Raw genomic sequence first — 16,926 nt, 5'->3', positions numbered from 1 at the left:
CTCCACTCTCTACAGTCATTCCCTCCACGTCGCTGTTCCGATCTGGTGCGCCTTTCCATGTGTACCGGGCGGGCTCCCCGCCCGGTACGTCAGCCGGTGACGCGCGCCCTGCGGGAGACAGCGGCGCGCAGCACCCGCCGGCCCTCCGTCGACAGCTCCAGCGCCTGGCGCAGGCCCGTGCCGGGCTGCGGCTCCGTCAGGATCTCCAGGATCTGTATCTGGCGGCGCAGTTCGCCCGAGACCAGCGGTCCCGCTCCTTCGGCATCACCCTTGCGGCAGCGCTCCAGCGTCTCGGGCTCGCAGCTGCCGACGTCGAAGCGGCGGTGGACCTCGAGCGCCGCGACCGAGCAGTCGTCGGCCCATTCGCGCAGTGGCGCCACGTTCCACTCGGAAGGCGCCGCACCCAGCATCCGTCGTACCAGCGCGGCCGACTCGTCCTGCGCGTCGCTGTCCTCCATGGACTGTCTGGCGGCGTCCAGACGTCCCGACCAGTCCTCCTCGCCGCCCACCAGGCCCGCCCACACGGGGCGCAGGGCGTCGTCCTCGGACCCGAGCAGGGGCAGGCAGCGGTCCAGGCAGGCGAGGCCACTGGCGGCGAGGCCCCGCTCATCCGCCTGTGCGATCAGTTCCGTCAGGTTCTTGGACGCCATCGGACGCCTCCCATCGCGGACGAAGTACCTGACCTTACTGCGCTCGATGGCTCGTTTTCGTCACTTCCTGGCCAAAAGACTTCTGGCGGACCGATCGTTTCGCACACTGTTGCAGCACACCTCCGTTACATTCTGCGCACCTGAACTCGGTCTGCGGGCAGCGCTGTTGAGAGCCGCCCGCGAAGGGGACGGACCGCGGTGCGGGTCCGCGCGCCCCCGGGGGAACTCACACCGCGACCGGCTCCGGGCCCCGCAGGGCCTTGGCATGCTGCATCCGCGTCAGCTTGTGGACGAAGAGGATGGCGAGCACGGCCGCGCCGATGTCCACCAGACAGGAGATGGTGAGGAAGTCCGCTGCCGTGCTGATCTCCGGCACGGAATCGGCCTTGTCGTACTGGCGCTCCGCGGCTCGGCCGGCGAGCCAGGTCGCGAGGAATCCCGCCCACCACAGGGTGACGAGCCCCTCGTTGCCCCGGTAGGGGTCCCGGCGGCTCGCTTTCCACACGTCGGCGGCGACACTGCGCGGGATCCACAGGTTGGCGATGGGGATGAACCAGCCACCGATGGCCCACCCGGAGTTCCGGGTCATCAGGTCGGGCGCGAAGACGCCCGCGTTGGCGCGCACCCGCGAGAACCACACGAGAAAGACCACAGCCGTCGCCAGGAACGCCAGCGCCCCGAACCCGGAGGCGATCGCCATCCACAGGTCGGCCCGGTCGGCCTCGTCGATGGCGTACGCGGCGGATCCGGCGTCCGTGAAGCCGTTCACCACCCGCCGCACATTGAACGAGGCGGCGATGGTGGCGAGATCGGAGACGATGACGAGGCCGAGCAGCGCCACGACGGCGCGCCCCAGCCCCACCGGCGATCTGAGCGCCGGCAGCCGGACATGGACCGGCAGCGCCGGGCCAGCCGCCGGCGCAGCCGGCTTCCTCACGGCCGCGGCACAACCGTCGCACAGACCGTCACCGGTCGCGGCCGCATGCGTGCCGCATCTGGAACAGAGCATGCCGAGAGACCCCCCCCCACGGGTTCGAAGAAAGGAACGGCGTTCCCTCCCCGGAACGGCCGTAAGCGGAACATACGCCTCCGGCGCGCCGCCGGTCCAGCACGAAACCGCAGCTCATCCGTGGTTCATCGACGTCGTGAGCGCCCGGCTCAGCCCAGCTTCAGGGCCAGCTCCTCGAACGCCGCCCAGGTGAGCGCCGGCTGCCGCGGGTCCCACACCTTCTGGGCCGTCGCCCGCAGCGGCATCCTGATGCCCTGGGCGACCTGCTCCTGGGTCTGCGCGGCGGCCAGGTCGCTCCACACGGCGAACCGGCCGCCGAGGATCTGGTCCGAGTACCGCGCGGGCACCGCCTGGGTGCCGCGGATGACGAGCGGTGTCCACTGCTCGTAGATCCGGCGGCCGGTGGGGTACGTGAAGTTGTTCGGCTGGCCGAGCACGTAATAGAGGTACTCGTCGTTGACGTTCACGACCGGCCGGCCCTCGGCCAGATACTCCTCCGGCGGACGCGCACCGATCTCCTTGCCCGTCCAGTACTCGACCTCGATGCCCTTGTCCGCGCTCACCACTCCGCCACGGAAGAAGCCGTCGTTCCACGCCTTGGGCTTCTTCTTCTCGCCGCGCACCACCGCCGCGCGGTCGTTCAGCCAGCCGGTCGCAAGATCCTGGACCCGGGCCTGGGGACCGTACTTCTGGCGCGCCGCCTGGGCGAGCTGCGGGTACGAGGCCTGCGGGTCGGGCACGGTGAGCGCCTGGTACTCGTCGGCGCCGACGTGGAACCACGCTCCGGGGAAGAGCGCCGAGTACTCACGCAACAGGTCGTCGACGATCCGCGCCGACTCGGGCTTGGAGATGTCGATGGCACCCTGCCGTGGCACGCCCTGGACGTTGCGCAGCTGGAGCTCGGGGTGCGCCCGCATGACGGCACCCAGGTGCCCGGGGGAGTCGATCTCCGGGACGACCGTGATGTGCAGCTGCTCGGCCAGCGCGATGATCCGGCGCACCTCGGCCTTGGTCAGATGCGGCTGCGAGACGATCTCGGGGTGCGTGTCCGACTGGATACGGAAGGCCTGGTCGTCGGAGAAGTGCAGGCCCAGCTGGTTCAGCTTGAGGTCGGCCATCTCGCGCACCCGGTCCTCGAGCCAGTCGGCCGTGTAGGGCTTGCGGGCGATGTCGACCATGAATCCGCGCTGGGGCCGGTCGGGCCGGTCCCGTACGACGCCCTCCGGCATCGCGCCGCCGGAACGGACCGCCTGCTTCAGGGTTCGGGTTCCGTAGAAGACCCCGGCCTCCGGTCCGGTGATCTTCACCCGGCCGTCGCGGGTCGTGAGGGTGTACGACTCGGGCCCGCCCTCTCCGCCGCCGGCGAGCGCCAGCTCCACGTCCCCCGCTCGAGCCGCGGCCGCGCCGCGGTACGTGAGCTTCAGCTCCTTGGCGAGCAGCCGGCCCTCGTCGGCGAGCTCGTCGCTGCCCTTGGCGATGACGACACCGCTGTTCGCCGTGCGGCTCCAGCCGGGGCCGCGGGCGGCCTCATGACTGCGAACCGCCGGAATCGTCGCGGGCGCCGTGGACAGGGGGTACGTGCGGGTGGGGGTCGGACTCGGAGCCGCGGCGTCGTTCGTTCCCCGCGCCGCACCCGGCGTGGCCCCCCTCTGCTGGGGCTCGTCGTCCGCGCATCCCGTCAGCGTCATGGAGAAGACGGCGACGACAGCGGCAATCACGCCGCTGAGCTGCGCGTTCCGCGAGTGCCATATCATTCGAAAACCTCCAGTAGCGGAATGAATCCCATTGAAATCACCCATTCCGCGCTTCTTCCATGGTCCATGCGCCGTCTACCTCATGAGTACAAACTCTCCCGTCCGGGTGAAATTCGCGTATCCGTCGGACAGCTCTCGACGTGCATCGATAGCGTGGCGGCACACACACCCCTCCCTTCCCAGCCGTCCCGCTGCGCTCACGAGGAGTCCCCCGCTGTCCAGCGATTCCCACGCCCGCCCGCCGAAACGAACACCGTCGGCCCGCGGCCACTGGGGCACCCTCACCCCGTCCGCCATACCGTCCCAGCGTCGCGGTGCGCCCGGCCTTGCGCATTTCAACACCGTCCCGGCCATGACGGCCGAGGCGATCCTGCTCGGCTGCTGCGGCAGCCACCGCTGGGCGCGGCGCGTGGCCGCACACCGCCCGTACCCCGATCTCGAGTCGCTCCTCGCCGCCTGCGACGAAGCCGCCTACGATCTGGCCCCGGCAGATGTGCACGAAGCGCTGGCCCGCGAGTCCTCCGCCGGCCTGCACCGCGACGCGCCGTCGGCCGCGCACACCGCGCTGGCCGCCGCGCACGCCGCGTACGAGAGCCGCTTCGGCCATGCGTTCGTGATCTGCCTCGACCGGTACCGGCCGGACGAGCACCTCGACCAGCTACTGGCCGGCATCCGCAGCCGGCTCTCCCGCGAGCCGGACGAGGAACGGGCCGTGTCGGCCGAGGAGCTGCGGGCCCTCGCCCGCTCCCGGATAGCGCATGTAGTGGCCAACCATCCGGAAACAGACGTCACGGGGCTTCCCGATAGCCCGTCCGAGGCTGTTTGATTGCCTGTTTGATCACACCAGCGGACCCCGCGCGAACGAACCGACAACTCGTCGCTACGATGGCCAGGGCCGGTGGACCGTACCCGGCCGGGCCAGACCGACAACCCCAAGCCGGCAGGCCCCAATCCCCGCTCCCGGAGGGTTCTTCCGTGCCGGCTGGAACGCTGTACCGCGGCCGGGAAGGAATGTGGTCCTGGGTGGCTCATCGAGTCACCGGCGTCCTCATCTTCTTCTTCCTGTTCGTGCATGTACTGGACACCGCGCTCGTCCGCGTCTCCCCCGAGGCGTACGACGAGGTCGTCGCCACGTACAAGACGCCGCTCGTCGCGCTGCTCGAATACGGCCTGGTGGCCGCCGTCCTCTTCCACGCGCTCAACGGCCTTCGGGTCATCGCCGTGGACTTCTGGTCCAAGGGCCCGCGCTACCAGAAGCAGATGCTCTGGACCGTCATGGCCATCTGGATCGTGCTGATGGCGGGTGCGCTGTACCCGGTCCTCGGCCACGCCGTGCGTGAAGTCATCGGGAGCTGAGGCCGGATCATGTCTTCGAACAACGCAGTTGCTGACACCACATCCCCGATCGGTCCCGTCGAGGGCGACCGCGCCTACGACGTGGACAATCCGGCCCCGTACATCGAGGCCCCGCGCAAGCGCACCAAGCAGACCCCGAAGTCGACCCGTGGCAACTTCGAGATGGCCGCGTGGCTCTTCATGCGGCTGTCCGGCGTCGTCCTCGTCGTCCTGGTCATCGGTCACCTGCTGATCCAGCTGGTGCTCGACGGCGGCGTCTCCAAGATCGGCTTCGCCTTCGTGGCCGGCCGCTGGGCGTCCCCGTTCTGGCAGACCTGGGATCTGCTGATGCTGTGGCTTGCCATGCTGCACGGCGCCAACGGCCTCCGTACCGTCATCAACGACTACGCGGAGCGTCCCAACACGCGCCTGTGGCTCAAGGGCCTGCTGTACACCGCCACGGTGTTCACCATCCTTCTGGGCACGCTGGTGATCTTCACCTTCGACCCGAACATCCGCTAGGCACGGGGCTGAGGTAATCCACTCATGAAGATCCACAAGTACGACACCGTCATCGTCGGCGCCGGTGGCGCCGGTATGCGCGCGGCCATCGAGTCGACGAAGCGCAGCCGCACCGCGGTTCTCACAAAGCTCTACCCCACCCGCTCCCACACGGGCGCAGCGCAGGGCGGCATGGCCGCCGCGCTGGCGAACGTGGAGGAGGACAACTGGGAGTGGCACACCTTCGACACGGTCAAGGGCGGTGACTACCTGGTCGACCAGGACGCCGCCGAGATCCTGGCGAAGGAGGCCATCGACGCCGTCCTCGACCTGGAGAAGATGGGCCTGCCGTTCAACCGGACCCCGGACGGCACCATCGACCAGCGCCGCTTCGGCGGTCACTCCCGCAACCACGGCGAGGCCCCGGTCCGCCGGTCCTGCTACGCCGCGGACCGCACCGGCCACATGATCCTCCAGACGCTGTACCAGAACTGCGTCAAGGAGGGCGTGGAGTTCTTCAACGAGTTCTACGTCCTCGACCAGCTGATCACCGAGGTCGACGGCGTCCGCACGTCCGCCGGTGTGGTCGCCTACGAGCTGGCCACCGGCGAGATCCACGTCTTCCAGGCGAAGGCCGTGATCTACGCGTCCGGCGGCACCGGCAAGTTCTTCAAGGTGACCTCCAACGCGCACACCCTCACCGGTGACGGCCAGGCCGCCTGCTACCGGCGCGGTCTGCCGCTGGAGGACATGGAGTTCTTCCAGTTCCACCCGACGGGCATCTGGCGCATGGGCATCCTGCTGACGGAGGGCGCCCGTGGTGAGGGCGGCATCCTCCGCAACAAGGACGGCGAGCGCTTCATGGAGAAGTACGCGCCGGTCATGAAGGACCTCGCCTCGCGTGACGTCGTCTCGCGCTCCATCTACACGGAGATCCGCGAGGGCCGCGGCTGCGGTCCCGAGGGTGACCACGTCTACCTGGACCTGACCCACCTGCCGCCGGAGCAGCTGGACGCCAAGCTCCCGGACATCACCGAGTTCGCGCGTACGTACCTCGGCATCGAGCCCTACACGGACCCGATCCCGATCCAGCCGACCGCGCACTACGCCATGGGCGGTATCCCGACCAACGTCGCCGGTGAGGTCCTCAGCGACAACACCACCGTCGTCCCGGGCCTGTACGCCGCCGGTGAGGTCGCCTGCGTGTCGGTGCACGGTGCCAACCGCCTCGGCACCAACTCGCTGCTCGACATCAACGTGTTCGGCAAGCGTGCCGGTATCGCCGCCGCCGACTACTCGGCGAAGGCCGACTACGTCGAGCTGCCGGAGAACCCCGCCTCCTTCGTCGAGGAGCAGGTCGAGCGGCTGCGCAACTCCACCGGCTCGGAGCGGGTCGCCGTGCTCCGCAAGGAGCTGCAGGAGACGATGGACGCCAACGTGATGGTGTTCCGCACCGAGCAGACGATCAAGACGGCGGTCGAGAAGATCACCGAGCTGCGCGAGCGCTATCTGAACGTGTCCATCCAGGACAAGGGCAAGCGGTTCAACACGGATCTGCTGGAGGCCATCGAGCTGGGCAACCTCCTCGACCTGGCCGAAGTCATGGCCGTCTCCGCGCTGGCCCGCAAGGAGTCCCGCGGCGGTCACTACCGCGAGGACTTCCCGAACCGCGACGACGTCAACTTCATGCGCCACACCATGGCGTACCGCGAGGTCGGCGACGACGGCTCCGAGACCGTGCGTCTCGACTACAAGCCCGTCGTCCAGACCCGCTACCAGCCGATGGAGCGTAAGTACTGATGGCTACCCCGATCATGGACAAGGTGCAGGCGGAGGCCGTGGCCTCCCCGTACATCACGGTCACCTTCCGGATCCGCCGGTTCAACCCCGAGGTCTCCGACGAGGCCCAGTGGCAGGACTTCCGGATCGAGATCGACCCGAAGGAGCGTGTGCTCGACGCTCTCCACAAGATCAAGTGGGACGTCGACGGATCGCTGACCTTCCGGCGCTCCTGCGCGCACGGCATCTGCGGCTCCGACGCGATGCGGATCAACGGCAGGAACAGGCTCGCCTGCAAGACGCTGATCAAGGACATCAACCCGGAGAAGCCCATCACAGTCGAGGCCATAAAGGGCCTGACGGTCCTCAAGGACCTGGTCGTGGACATGGAGCCCTTCTTCCAGGCCTATCGCGACGTCATGCCGTTCCTGGTCACCAAGGGCAACGAGCCGACGCGTGAGCGGCTGCAGTCCGCCGAGGACCGCGAGCGCTTCGACGACACCACCAAGTGCATCCTGTGTGCCGCGTGCACGTCGTCGTGCCCGGTGTTCTGGAACGACGGCCAGTACTTCGGGCCGGCGGCGATCGTCAACGCCCACCGCTTCATCTTCGACTCTCGTGACGAGGCCGGGGAGCAGCGTCTGGAGATCCTCAACGACAAGGACGGCGTGTGGCGTTGCCGCACCACGTTCAACTGCACGGACGCCTGCCCGCGCGGTATCGAGGTCACCAAGGCCATCCAGGAAGTGAAGCGGGCGCTGATCACGCGTCGCTTCTGACGCTCGCTTCGCGTCAACGTCCTGAAGTGAAGGGCCCCGCCTCCCGGATGGAGACGGGGCCCTTTTCGCTGCGGACTACACCCTCGGAGGCGAGACCTGGCAGGATCGGTTCACGTCTGACTTGGCGCAGTGCGAAAGCGGGGACGAGAGAATGACCCAGCCGAATCCGTATGCGGACGGGGAACCCGAATACCAGTGGGGGCCGACGCAGCCTCCGGGCAGCACGCCGGCATACGGCTACCCGGGCCCGACCCAGGGGTACGGCTACCCCAACCAGCCCCCGCAGTACTCCCAGACGCAGCCCGCCGGCGTCCCGGTCCCCTACACCGGCGCGCCCAACCCGCCCGGCGCACCCGCCCCGATGGGCGGAGCCCCGCTGGTGGCGATCGGTGACATCACGGTCATGGGCGAATCGATCGTGACGCCCGCGGGCACGCTCCCGCTGCGCGGCGCGGTGTGGAACGCGACCGACATGTCGCACACCGAGGAGAAGATCCCGACCCACGCCATCGTGCTGGCGATCGTCTTCTTCATCTTCTGCCTGCTGGGGCTGCTCTTCCTCCTGATGAAGGAGAAGAAGACCACGGGCTTCATCCAGGTCACGGTGACCAGTGGCGGCAAGCACCACTCGACGATGATCCCGGCGCACGGTCCGCAGACGTTCCAGCAGGTCATGGGCCAGATCAACTACGCGCGGTCGCTCAGCAGCATGTAGCGGTGCAGCGTCACCGCGCGAGCGCGCGGTGACGCGGCGGCCTCCTCGCCACGGCCGTCACAGCTGGCTCACGATCGTCGGGTCGGTGATCTCGGCGTCCCTGGCCAGCATCATCGCCTTGCTGAGGATCACGGACAGGAGCCCGTCCCCCTCGAAGGGCAGATATCCGGTGTCCGGGCCGCCGCCCGCCTTGGGGACGATGCACACGTACTGGTCGTTCGGCGTGCGCAGGATGTTGCCCGAGCCGAGGTGGATCTTGTACGTGTGGAGATCGCCGCGCACATGCAGGAACCGGCCGTCCATCGCGCAGCGGTCGGCGATCGCGAGGCGCGGCACGAGGCGGGTGAGCAGGTCGCGGCGCGTCTCGGCGCTCTGGTTCAGTTCGCCGAAGCCGTAGGACGTCCAGTATTCGCGGAAGCGGCCGCCGGGGCCGCCGTCCTGCCAGGTCGGGTCGTTGCCGATACTGGCAACGCCCACGAACAGGTCGACGTCGCGCAGGACTTCGGACAGCACCAGTGCCGGGATGTCGGTGAGGGGGAGCGCCTCGACCCGGTCCTGGCCGTCACGCAGCCACATCTCGTACGGGCCGCCGCCCGCGTGCGCATGGTTGTGCGGGGCGTCGATCGGATAGAAGCGGACCTGGTCGGTGCGCAGCCGCAGATAGCTCCCGGACTCGGTGGTCTCCCCAGGCCCCCAGCCCTCGCCTTCGCCCTCGATCCAGTACTCGGCGCGCAGCCCCCACTGCGGCAGTTCCCGGTACGCCGGGGTGTAGGAGTCGTCGACGCACAGCCGCAGCTTGTTGGTCCAGCCGCGGACCGCGGCCAGGGAGTGGAACTGGTGCTGGCGCAGGATGTGCCCGGCGAACCGGTTCGAGTAGGTGCCGGTGGTCCGTTCGGCATCGGTGAGCGGATAGACCTCACGGTGCGCCTGCTTGAACGGCTGTGTGATGCCGTGCCGTTCGAGCCAGTCGCGCCAGGCGACGACCTCGTCGGCTTCGCGGCCGACCGGGTGCCACAGCGCGACCGTGGACCCGTCGGTCACCGGGTCGTCGGTCGGACCCCGCAGCTCGCCGTCCGCGAAGCCGCAGGCCGTGCCGTCCACCGTCCACAGCAGACGCCGGGCGAGCGTACCGACCAGTGGGTGGTCGAGATACCGTTCGCGCCAGGTCTTGTACGTCCACGTCCTGCGTGCGAGGAACTGCCGGTCGAGCCGCTCGGCCTGGGCACTGAGCATCTTGTCGATGTCCTTGGCCGCGGCCTTGAGCTCCTTCAGCTCCTCCGGATGGTCGCGCTTCACCGCGGCGGGTGGGGCCTTGACCTGTTTGCCGGCGGCGCTGAGCCAGGTGAGACCGGCGCGGCTGCCCGACACGGTCAGCTCCGCGGTGCACTCCCCCAGCCGGTGCACCGCGCGGCCGACCTCGGTCAGTCCATAGGCGGGCACGGCCAGTTCCTCGATCTCGTCACGGCTCAGTCCGAGCGCGGTGGCCCGCGCTTCCAGCGCCGCGTCGATCAGCTTCAGCGTGCCCTTGTAGGTGACGCGGGCGGCCAGCCGCGCCAGTTCGGCGAGGGCCGCCTCGCCCTCGACACGGGCGAGTGCGGTGACGCCGGCGTTGGCGACCTTCGGATTGCGCGGACCGAGCCCGGGGACCTTGCGCAGCATGGTCTCGGTGAGCGCTCCGAGGGCGCGCGCGGTCTCCGGGTGCGGAGGCAGCAGCGCCAGCAGCCAGGCGAGGCCGCGCAGGGCGTTGGCGTTGTACGGGTCGCAGGCCTGGTTGATGTCGGCCTCGTACTTGCCGCGGACCAGTTCCAGGGTGCGAGGCCGCCCGGCGAGCGCGAGCCACGGCAGCACGGTGGTCCGTACGGTTTCGGCGCCGATCGTGCCGATCAGTTCGCGTCCGGTCCTCTCCCATGCGGCCGAGGGCCTGGCGGCGGTGGCGGTGAGCGCGTGCTTCAGCAGGGCGCGCCAATGACCGTCGAGAGCGGCCAGTTCATCCAGTGCCTGGTCGGCCCAGGCCTCGCCGGGGTTGAGCACCGGTTCGGTGAGCCGGGCGGCCAGCTCGCCGAGGTTCTGCTTGCCGTAGTAGACGGTCATGAGCGTGCGCCGGACGACGGCGACGACATGGCCCGACAGCTCTCGCCCGGCGGCCAGTTCGGCCTCGGCGAGTCTCTGCAGCTCATGGGCGGCGTACACCGAGCTGACACGGGAGTAGTCCTCGAGCTTGCGCAGCCGCTCGGTGGACAGCAGGTCGTCAGGCAGATCGCGGCCCACGATGCCCACCAGGGTGAGGACGATGTCACGGATTCTCTCGCTGTCGCTGCCCGACCGATGGCGGGCGACCCAGGCGTTCGCCAGCCGCAGCCGGGAATCCTGCGGCAGCGCGCGGACCAGTTCGAGCATCGTGGCGCCGTCGCCGTGCCAGGTGTTGTTCAGGGCGCCGATCCGCACGAGCGCGACGGCCAGCTCGCCCATGTTGTCGTCCTCGACATGCTGCCGGACGCACCGCAGCTGCTCCGCCTCGTACCCGCCCATCAGCCACCCACCAGGGGAACGAGTTTGAGGAAAGTGACCTCGATGCCGAGGCGCAGGTCGATCTCCTCGTCCAGGTCCTCCATCTGCCGGTCGCCTACGAGCACCAGAAAGCCGTTGCGCGCGAACGCGGCGAGCGCCAGCTCGCACTGGGTCTCGGGGTCCACGCGGCCGCCGCTCTTCGGCTGGACCAGCGCGCGGAACGACCCGCCCGGCCCCGCCCCGCGCGCATGGAACTCCGCCACCTCCTGGAAGACCCGCCGCCGGATCAACTCCCGCAGCGCGAGCCTCTCCTCGGCGATGTCCAGTCCCCAGCCGTCGCTGCGGCTGCCCGATGTCGTCTCGTCGACGAATGTCACCCGTGCCATGCCGAGGAGATTAGAGCCCGGCACCGACAAGGCCCGAGCCGAGCCCCCGTCAAGGCTCCAGCAGGAGCCTCATCACCGGCCGCTTGGGCGTCCGGCGGGCCACCTCCGTGAAGCCCTCGCGGGCGAGCAGCGAGACCAGCCCGTGGTAGGCGTCGTCGGCTCCCACCGGGCCCAGCGTGTCGTCCACCGGATACGCCTCGACGGTCCGCGCGCCCCGCTCCCTCGCGTACTCGGCGGCTGCGCACACCAGTTCACGGGCGACTCCCGTGCCTCGGTGCTCCTTGCCGACGTACAGGCAGACCAGTGACCACACCGGGCGTTCGTCCACCGGCCTGCTGACCGGCGAGCGGTCGAGTCGCGTGTACTCGGCGCGGGGCGCGACCGACACCCATCCGACCGGGGTGCGGTCCCGGTAGGCCACCAGACCGGGGCGCCGCCCGTCGTCGACGAGTGCCTTCAGCGCCTGCCTGTTGCCCTCGCCCCACTCGGTCGCGCGGCGCTCCTGCGGTGTCTGGCGGAAGAACATGCACCAGCAGCCCTTCACGGAGCCACGCGCGCTGAGGAGCTGCTCGACGTCCGCCCAGTTCCCGTTGGTGGCGGGCCGTACCGTGATCTCTTGGTCCATCAGCCGATGATGCCCGCCCGCCGCTGCCGGTGGCGCCTCGCGGGGCCGGTGGCGCGACCGGCCGTTCGAAGAACGCCTCCTGGTCCCTCGATGTCAGTGGCGCGGCGTACCGTCAGGAGGAGTTCGGCCCGGGGAGGGGACCAGCACGATGAACGTGACGACGCTGCTCGACGACGAGGACAAGTACGGGCCGGCGATGCGCGCGGCGCATGCGGAGCTGCTCACATCGCCGGGTGTGCACGAGTTCCTCGCGCACTGCACCGGACAGGACAAGGTGCGGGCCACCAAGCGGTGGCGAAAGGAGGCCGCGGCGTTGCTGGCGGACTCCGTGCGCGGGCAGGAAGCGGTGCGGGTGCTGCTGGAGGGGATGGCCCGACAGGCCGAGCACACGGTGCGTTCGCCGCAGTGGGGCGGGGGCGAATGGCCGGGCATCGCCTCGGAGCACAACACGGTACTGGTGCGCGGGCTGCTCTGGGCCGCCGCGGACATCGACGCCGACTGGGCCGTGCCGGCCGTCGCCGATGTGGCGCTCAACGCCGGGACGGGCTGGGGCGGTTCGGGCGGCGTGTGCCGCAACGGCAAGATGGCGACGGCGGCAGTCGCCGTCCTCGGCGAGTTCGGCGGACCGCAGGGCGAGCAGGCCGTCGAGCGGCTCGACCGCCTGCGTCGCACGATCCGCAACCGCACGGTGGTGAAGGGGATCGCCGCCTCGCTCCAGGCCGTGGCCGAGCGCGGCGGACTGACGCCGTCGATACTCCGGGAGCGCGCGGTGCCGACCGTGGGCCTCGATGCCCGCGGCATGCGTGAGGAGCAGTTCGGCGACCATACGGCGCTGCTGTCGGTCGCCGCGCCGGGCACCGTCACGCTCGCGTTCCGGGGGCCGCAGGGGCGGGTACTGAAGTCCGCCCCGAAGGCGGTGCGCGAGGCGTACGGGGACCGCCTCGCCGAGATCCGCGGCGCGGTGAAGCAGCTGCGGGCACTGCTGTCGGCCGAGCGCGCACGGCTCGAGGAGCATCTGATGGCGGGCACCTGCCGGCCGGTGCGCGACTGGGAGTCCTACTACATCGACCACCCGGTCACCGGCGCGCTCGCGGCCGCCCTGATCTGGGAGGTGAGTCCGGACGGTGGTGCGCGGTGGACGGCCGGTCTGCCGGAGCGCGCGGCAGGCGGCTGGGCACTCGCCGGTGCGGACGGCACCGCGGTCCCGGTGACGGAGGGCGCTCTGCTGCGGCTGTGGCATCCGGTGCGGGCGGACACCGACGAGGTCCGGGCCTGGCGCACGGAGCTCGCGGACCGCGAGCTGCGCCAGCCCTTCAAGCAGGCGTTCCGGGAGGTGTATCCGCTGACCCCGGCCGAGGAGACCACCCGGAACTACTCCAACCGCTTCGCCGGGCACATCCTGCGCTACGACCAGGCGAGGGCCCTGATGGTGGAGCGCGGCTGGGCGGGCAACCACCTGGGGTACCACAGCGACGGGCACGCGGCGGAGATGGTGCGTGAGCTGCCGAGGGCCGGTGAACTGACCGTGACCGAGGGCGAGTTCTGGCGGGCCCGGTTCCATGTGGAGCTCGTCGAGGCCCGCGACGACGGCGACATCGCGACCCTGTGCTCCACCGACCAGGTGCGCTTCGAGCGCCGGCGCGGTGCGCGCGGACCGTGGGAGCGGGCCGATCTCGTGGACGTACCTGTACTGACGCTCAGCGAGGCGATGCGTGATGTGGACCTGTTCGTAGGGGTGGCGTCGATCGGGGCCGATCCGCAGTGGCAGGACCGCGGGGAGGACCGGGCGTTCGGCGACTACTGGCGCGGCTGGGCGTTCGGCGACCTGACCGAGTCGGCCCGGATACGGCGGGAGTCGCTGGCCGCGCTGCTGCCGCGGACGCGGATAGCCGACCGGGTGGAGCTCGCGGACCGTTTCCTGCGGGTGCGCGGGGAGTTGCGCACCTACAAGATCCACCTCGGCTCGGGAAACATCCTGATGGAACCGGACGACGGGTATCTGTGCATCGTGGTCGACCGAGGGGCGGTGGCGGCCGGGGGCACGGATCGTCTCTTCCTGCCGTTCGAGGAGGACGGCGGGCTGCTGTCGGTGATCCTGTCGAAGGCGTTCCTGCTGGCCGACGACGCCCGGATCACCGACCGCACGATCACGTCTCAGCTCAGGCGCGCCGCGTAGGCGGGCCCGGTCGGGAGCGGTGTCACGCGCCGCAGGGGGCTCGGTGCTCGGCGAGGAAGCCGGTCAGCAAGGCGGTGATCTCGTCCGGCCGCTCCAGGCCAGGGAGATGACCGGCCCAAGGGAGCTCCGTATGGCGGGCTTGCGGCAGCAGGGCGGGGATACGGGCTGCGGCCTGCCCGAAGTCCGGCAGATCGTGCGCGCCGGAGACGGCGAGGCAGGGCGCCTTGATGCCCGAGAGGTCGGGCAGTTCGGTGACCTTGGTGCCGGAGAGCACGAACGGGGCGCCCTCCTGCTCCACGGCCTCCTCCGCTGCCGTCTGTACCTCGAAGGCGTGCAGCTGCATCCGGTGCACGGCGTCCCGGGTCGCCCCGTCGGCGTCCGGGCCCAGCCACGTCCGCACGTTCCAGTCCGCGGCCCCCGCCAGGTCGCCGGCCTCGAACAGCTCGGTCTCCCTCTCGTCGAAGGCGACCAGTTCGGCGCTCGGCTCGTGCCCCGGCAGCGGCGCGGCGCACAGCAGGGCCAGCGCGGTCACCCGCTCCGGGCTGCGCGCGGCGGCGAACAGGGCGACGCGGCCGCCGAACGACGATCCGACCAGCGCTGCCTGCTCGATGCCGAGAGCGTCCATCAGCTCCAGCACATCCTCGGCATCGGTGTAGGCACCTTCGGCGACAGGTGACCGGCCGAACCCCCTGAAGTCGCAGCGCACCACGCGGTGCCCCGCATCCGCGAGAGCTTCGAACTGGGCGTCCCACATCCGCCGGTCGCACACCGAGGAGTGCAGCAGGACGACGGCGGGACCCTCGCCGGTCATGTCGTAAGAGAGCGTCATCCGGGCGATGTTACGTGGCGTCCCGATGCCCGCGCACTTCGGTTCCGCCCCGCGTCCCTGCGGCACCACCATGACTTGAACATGTTCAAAGAGAGGTCTACAGTCCATGACAACAGCTTTTGAACGTGTTCAAGGGAGGGTGGGGCATGGACCTCACTGTTGTCGCGTACGTCGTCTACCTGCTGATCAGCGTGGGGCTCACCGTCTGGGTCGCCCGCACGCTCAGCCAGAACGGCAGGATCTTCCTCGCCGACGTACTGCAGGGGAACGAGAAGCTCGCCGACGCCGTGAACCACCTCCTGGTGGTCGGCTTCTACCTGGTGAACCTGGGCTTCGTCGCCCTGTACCTCAAGGCCGCCGACGCCGTCACCGACGCCCGCGGGCTCTTCGAAGCCCTGTCGGTGAAGATCGGCGTCGTCCTGCTGGTCCTCGGCGTGATGCACCTGGCCAATGTCTACGTGCTCAACAAGATCCGCCGGCGCGGCGCGATGGAGCGCGAGCACGTGCCGCCGGTGCCCCCGCAGGGCTGGACGGGCCAGGCCGGCTCGAACCCGTGGGCCGCGCCCGCCGCCGGTCCCGCCGGGGCGTGAGGGCGATGGACACCGCGGCACGCACAGCACCCGCCGGCAGCCCGGCGCACCGTACTCCGGTCCACGGCCTGACCGTCCTGTACGACGCCAACTGCTCGCTCTGCGTCCATCTGCGCAACTGGCTGAGGCGGCAACGGCAGCTCGTGCCGCTGGAGATGGTCGCCGCCGGGTCCGTCGAGGCGCGCCGCCTGTATCCGCGCCTCGACCACGACCGGACGCTGCGGGAGATCACCGTCATCGGCGACCGGGGCCAGATCTACATCGGCCCCGCCGCGTGGATCACCTGCCTGTGGGCCCTGGCCGAGTACCGGCCCAAGGCCCACTGGCTGGCCACCCCGGCCGGGGCGCCCTTCGTACGCGTCACGATGCTCGCGGCGGCCAAATACCGGGAGGCGACCATGCCGGGCGCCGCAGCAGCACGGCCCTGCGACGACCGGTGCTCCGTCCCCGGTTAGGCTCGGACACCGTGACAGAAGCGAAGGCCCCGAAGAGCGAGCAGACCCGCACCCTCATCCTCGAAACCGCGCTCCGCCTCTTCCAGGAACGCGGCTACGACAAGACGACGATGCGGGCCATCGCCAAGGAAGCCGGTGTCTCGGTAGGGAACGCGTACTACTACTTCGCTTCCAAGGAACATCTCGTCCAGGGGTTCTACGACCGGATCGCCGCCGAGCACCAGGCGGCGGTCCGGCCAGTGCTGGACAAGGAGACCGATCTCGAGGCCCGGCTCGCCGGGGTGCTGACGGCGTGGCTGGACATCGCGGCCCCCTACCACGAGTTCGCGGCACAGTTCTTCAAGAACGCGGCCGATCCGGAGAGCCCGCTCAGCCCTTTCTCGCCCGAATCGGTGCACGCCCGCGAGGCGGCGATCGCCGTCCACCGGGAGGTGCTGGCGGGCTCGAAGTCCAAGGTGGCGGAGGAACTGCGGGACATCCTCCCGGAGTTGATGTGGCTCTCCCAGATGGGACTCGTCCTGTACTGGGTCTTCGACCGCTCGGAGAACAGCGAGCGGTCCAGGCGCCTCGCCGAACGCGGTGCCCGCCTCACCTCCCGCGGTGTCGCGCTGGCGCGCTTCCGGGTGCTGCGGCCGCTCGTACGCGAGGTGCACGAGCTGTTCACGGACTTCCTGCCCGGGATGGCGGAGAGTGTCGCCGCCCGCAAGATCCGCGAGACCCGCCGGAGCGGCGCGGGCGACGACGCCTGAGCTCTGCCGGACGCCGTCCGCGGGTTCAGGCCCCCCAGGACCGACCAGGACTCGCCGAGGCATCGCACAGGGACCGACCATGACTC

The 16,926-nt window shown here is 69.9% G+C and carries 17 protein-coding genes; 10 read left to right on the top strand and 7 right to left on the bottom strand.

Going from position 1 to position 16,926, the window contains the following annotated elements; genetic code table 11:
- Positions 1–89: 89 nt before the first annotated feature.
- The 3 genes from ABZ208_RS36355 to ABZ208_RS36345 all read right to left on the bottom strand — a co-directional run bounded on the left by ABZ208_RS36355 (position 90) and on the right by ABZ208_RS36345 (position 3,413).
- A complete protein-coding gene (locus ABZ208_RS36355; RefSeq protein ID WP_356913729.1) occupies positions 90–650 on the bottom strand; it encodes a hypothetical protein in 561 nt (186 codons plus the stop codon).
- A gap of 226 nt (positions 651–876) precedes the next feature.
- On the bottom strand, positions 877–1,587 hold the full coding sequence (locus ABZ208_RS36350) for a DUF4328 domain-containing protein (RefSeq protein WP_356913728.1): 711 nt from the start codon (positions 1,585–1,587) through the stop codon (positions 877–879).
- A gap of 221 nt (positions 1,588–1,808) precedes the next feature.
- The gene (locus ABZ208_RS36345; protein WP_356913727.1) at positions 1,809–3,413 is read right to left on the bottom strand and encodes a glycoside hydrolase family 20 protein; all 1,605 of its coding nucleotides are present in this window, start codon (positions 3,411–3,413) and stop codon (positions 1,809–1,811) included.
- A gap of 295 nt (positions 3,414–3,708) precedes the next feature.
- On the opposite strand from ABZ208_RS36345, the gene ABZ208_RS36340 reads away from it, so the two are divergent.
- The 6 genes from ABZ208_RS36340 to ABZ208_RS36315 all read left to right on the top strand — a co-directional run bounded on the left by ABZ208_RS36340 (position 3,709) and on the right by ABZ208_RS36315 (position 8,522).
- Positions 3,709–4,239, top strand: coding sequence for a 2-oxo-4-hydroxy-4-carboxy-5-ureidoimidazoline decarboxylase (locus tag ABZ208_RS36340; RefSeq protein ID WP_356913732.1), 531 nt, complete (start codon positions 3,709–3,711; stop codon positions 4,237–4,239).
- Between the two features lie 149 nt (positions 4,240–4,388).
- Positions 4,389–4,769 (top strand): succinate dehydrogenase, cytochrome b556 subunit, encoded by a 381-nt coding sequence (gene sdhC, locus ABZ208_RS36335; protein WP_356913726.1) that lies wholly within the window; start codon positions 4,389–4,391, stop codon positions 4,767–4,769.
- A gap of 9 nt (positions 4,770–4,778) precedes the next feature.
- Positions 4,779–5,270 carry a succinate dehydrogenase hydrophobic membrane anchor subunit gene (locus ABZ208_RS36330; protein WP_356913725.1) on the top strand — a complete coding sequence of 164 codons (492 nt, stop codon included), beginning with the start codon at positions 4,779–4,781 and terminating at the stop codon, positions 5,268–5,270.
- Positions 5,271–5,294: 24 nt separating this feature from the next.
- Positions 5,295–7,049, top strand: coding sequence for a succinate dehydrogenase flavoprotein subunit (gene sdhA / locus ABZ208_RS36325; RefSeq protein ID WP_356913724.1), 1,755 nt, complete (start codon positions 5,295–5,297; stop codon positions 7,047–7,049).
- Complete coding sequence (locus tag ABZ208_RS36320; RefSeq protein ID WP_356913723.1) at positions 7,049–7,807, top strand: succinate dehydrogenase iron-sulfur subunit; 759 nt, start codon at positions 7,049–7,051, stop codon at positions 7,805–7,807. The genes sdhA and ABZ208_RS36320 overlap by 1 nt, the downstream gene beginning before the upstream one ends.
- A 151-nt stretch (positions 7,808–7,958) precedes the next feature.
- A complete protein-coding gene (locus ABZ208_RS36315; RefSeq protein ID WP_356913722.1) occupies positions 7,959–8,522 on the top strand; it encodes a hypothetical protein in 564 nt (187 codons plus the stop codon).
- Between the two features lie 57 nt (positions 8,523–8,579).
- On the opposite strand, the gene ABZ208_RS36310 is transcribed toward ABZ208_RS36315, so the two are convergent.
- From ABZ208_RS36310 to ABZ208_RS36300, 3 genes are read right to left on the bottom strand one after another with little or no spacing between them, the layout of a single operon-like run.
- Positions 8,580–11,051 carry a DUF4132 domain-containing protein gene (locus tag ABZ208_RS36310; RefSeq protein ID WP_356913721.1) on the bottom strand — a complete coding sequence of 824 codons (2,472 nt, stop codon included), beginning with the start codon at positions 11,049–11,051 and terminating at the stop codon, positions 8,580–8,582.
- On the bottom strand, positions 11,051–11,416 hold the full coding sequence (locus tag ABZ208_RS36305) for a hypothetical protein (RefSeq protein WP_356913720.1): 366 nt from the start codon (positions 11,414–11,416) through the stop codon (positions 11,051–11,053). Before ABZ208_RS36305 ends, ABZ208_RS36310 begins: the two co-directional genes overlap by 1 nt.
- Positions 11,417–11,465: 49 nt before the next feature.
- A complete protein-coding gene (locus tag ABZ208_RS36300) occupies positions 11,466–12,041 on the bottom strand; it encodes a GNAT family N-acetyltransferase (RefSeq protein WP_356913719.1) in 576 nt (191 codons plus the stop codon).
- A gap of 148 nt (positions 12,042–12,189) precedes the next feature.
- On the opposite strand from ABZ208_RS36300, the gene ABZ208_RS36295 reads away from it, so the two are divergent.
- The gene (locus tag ABZ208_RS36295) at positions 12,190–14,217 is read left to right on the top strand and encodes a DUF4132 domain-containing protein (protein ID WP_356913718.1); all 2,028 of its coding nucleotides are present in this window, start codon (positions 12,190–12,192) and stop codon (positions 14,215–14,217) included.
- A gap of 22 nt (positions 14,218–14,239) precedes the next feature.
- On the opposite strand, the gene ABZ208_RS36290 is transcribed toward ABZ208_RS36295, so the two are convergent.
- Positions 14,240–15,046 carry an alpha/beta hydrolase gene (locus ABZ208_RS36290; RefSeq protein ID WP_356913717.1) on the bottom strand — a complete coding sequence of 269 codons (807 nt, stop codon included), beginning with the start codon at positions 15,044–15,046 and terminating at the stop codon, positions 14,240–14,242.
- 146 nt (positions 15,047–15,192) lie between these two features.
- On the opposite strand from ABZ208_RS36290, the gene ABZ208_RS36285 reads away from it, so the two are divergent.
- The 3 genes from ABZ208_RS36285 to ABZ208_RS36275 are packed head-to-tail and all read left to right on the top strand — an operon-like array spanning position 15,193 to position 16,840.
- The gene (locus ABZ208_RS36285) at positions 15,193–15,636 is read left to right on the top strand and encodes a hypothetical protein (RefSeq protein ID WP_356913716.1); all 444 of its coding nucleotides are present in this window, start codon (positions 15,193–15,195) and stop codon (positions 15,634–15,636) included.
- Positions 15,637–15,641: 5 nt separating this feature from the next.
- Positions 15,642–16,091 (top strand): DCC1-like thiol-disulfide oxidoreductase family protein, encoded by a 450-nt coding sequence (locus tag ABZ208_RS36280; protein ID WP_356913715.1) that lies wholly within the window; start codon positions 15,642–15,644, stop codon positions 16,089–16,091.
- A gap of 11 nt (positions 16,092–16,102) precedes the next feature.
- Positions 16,103–16,840, top strand: coding sequence for a TetR family transcriptional regulator (locus tag ABZ208_RS36275; RefSeq protein ID WP_356913714.1), 738 nt, complete (start codon positions 16,103–16,105; stop codon positions 16,838–16,840).
- Positions 16,841–16,926 lie beyond the last annotated feature (86 nt).

Origin of the sequence: Streptomyces sp. NPDC006208, assembly GCF_040613775.1 — a bacterium.
Lineage (GTDB): Bacteria > Actinomycetota > Actinomycetes > Streptomycetales > Streptomycetaceae > Streptomyces.
Note: the sequence above shows the minus strand (reverse complement) of the source record. Positions and strands in the feature narration are given on the sequence as shown.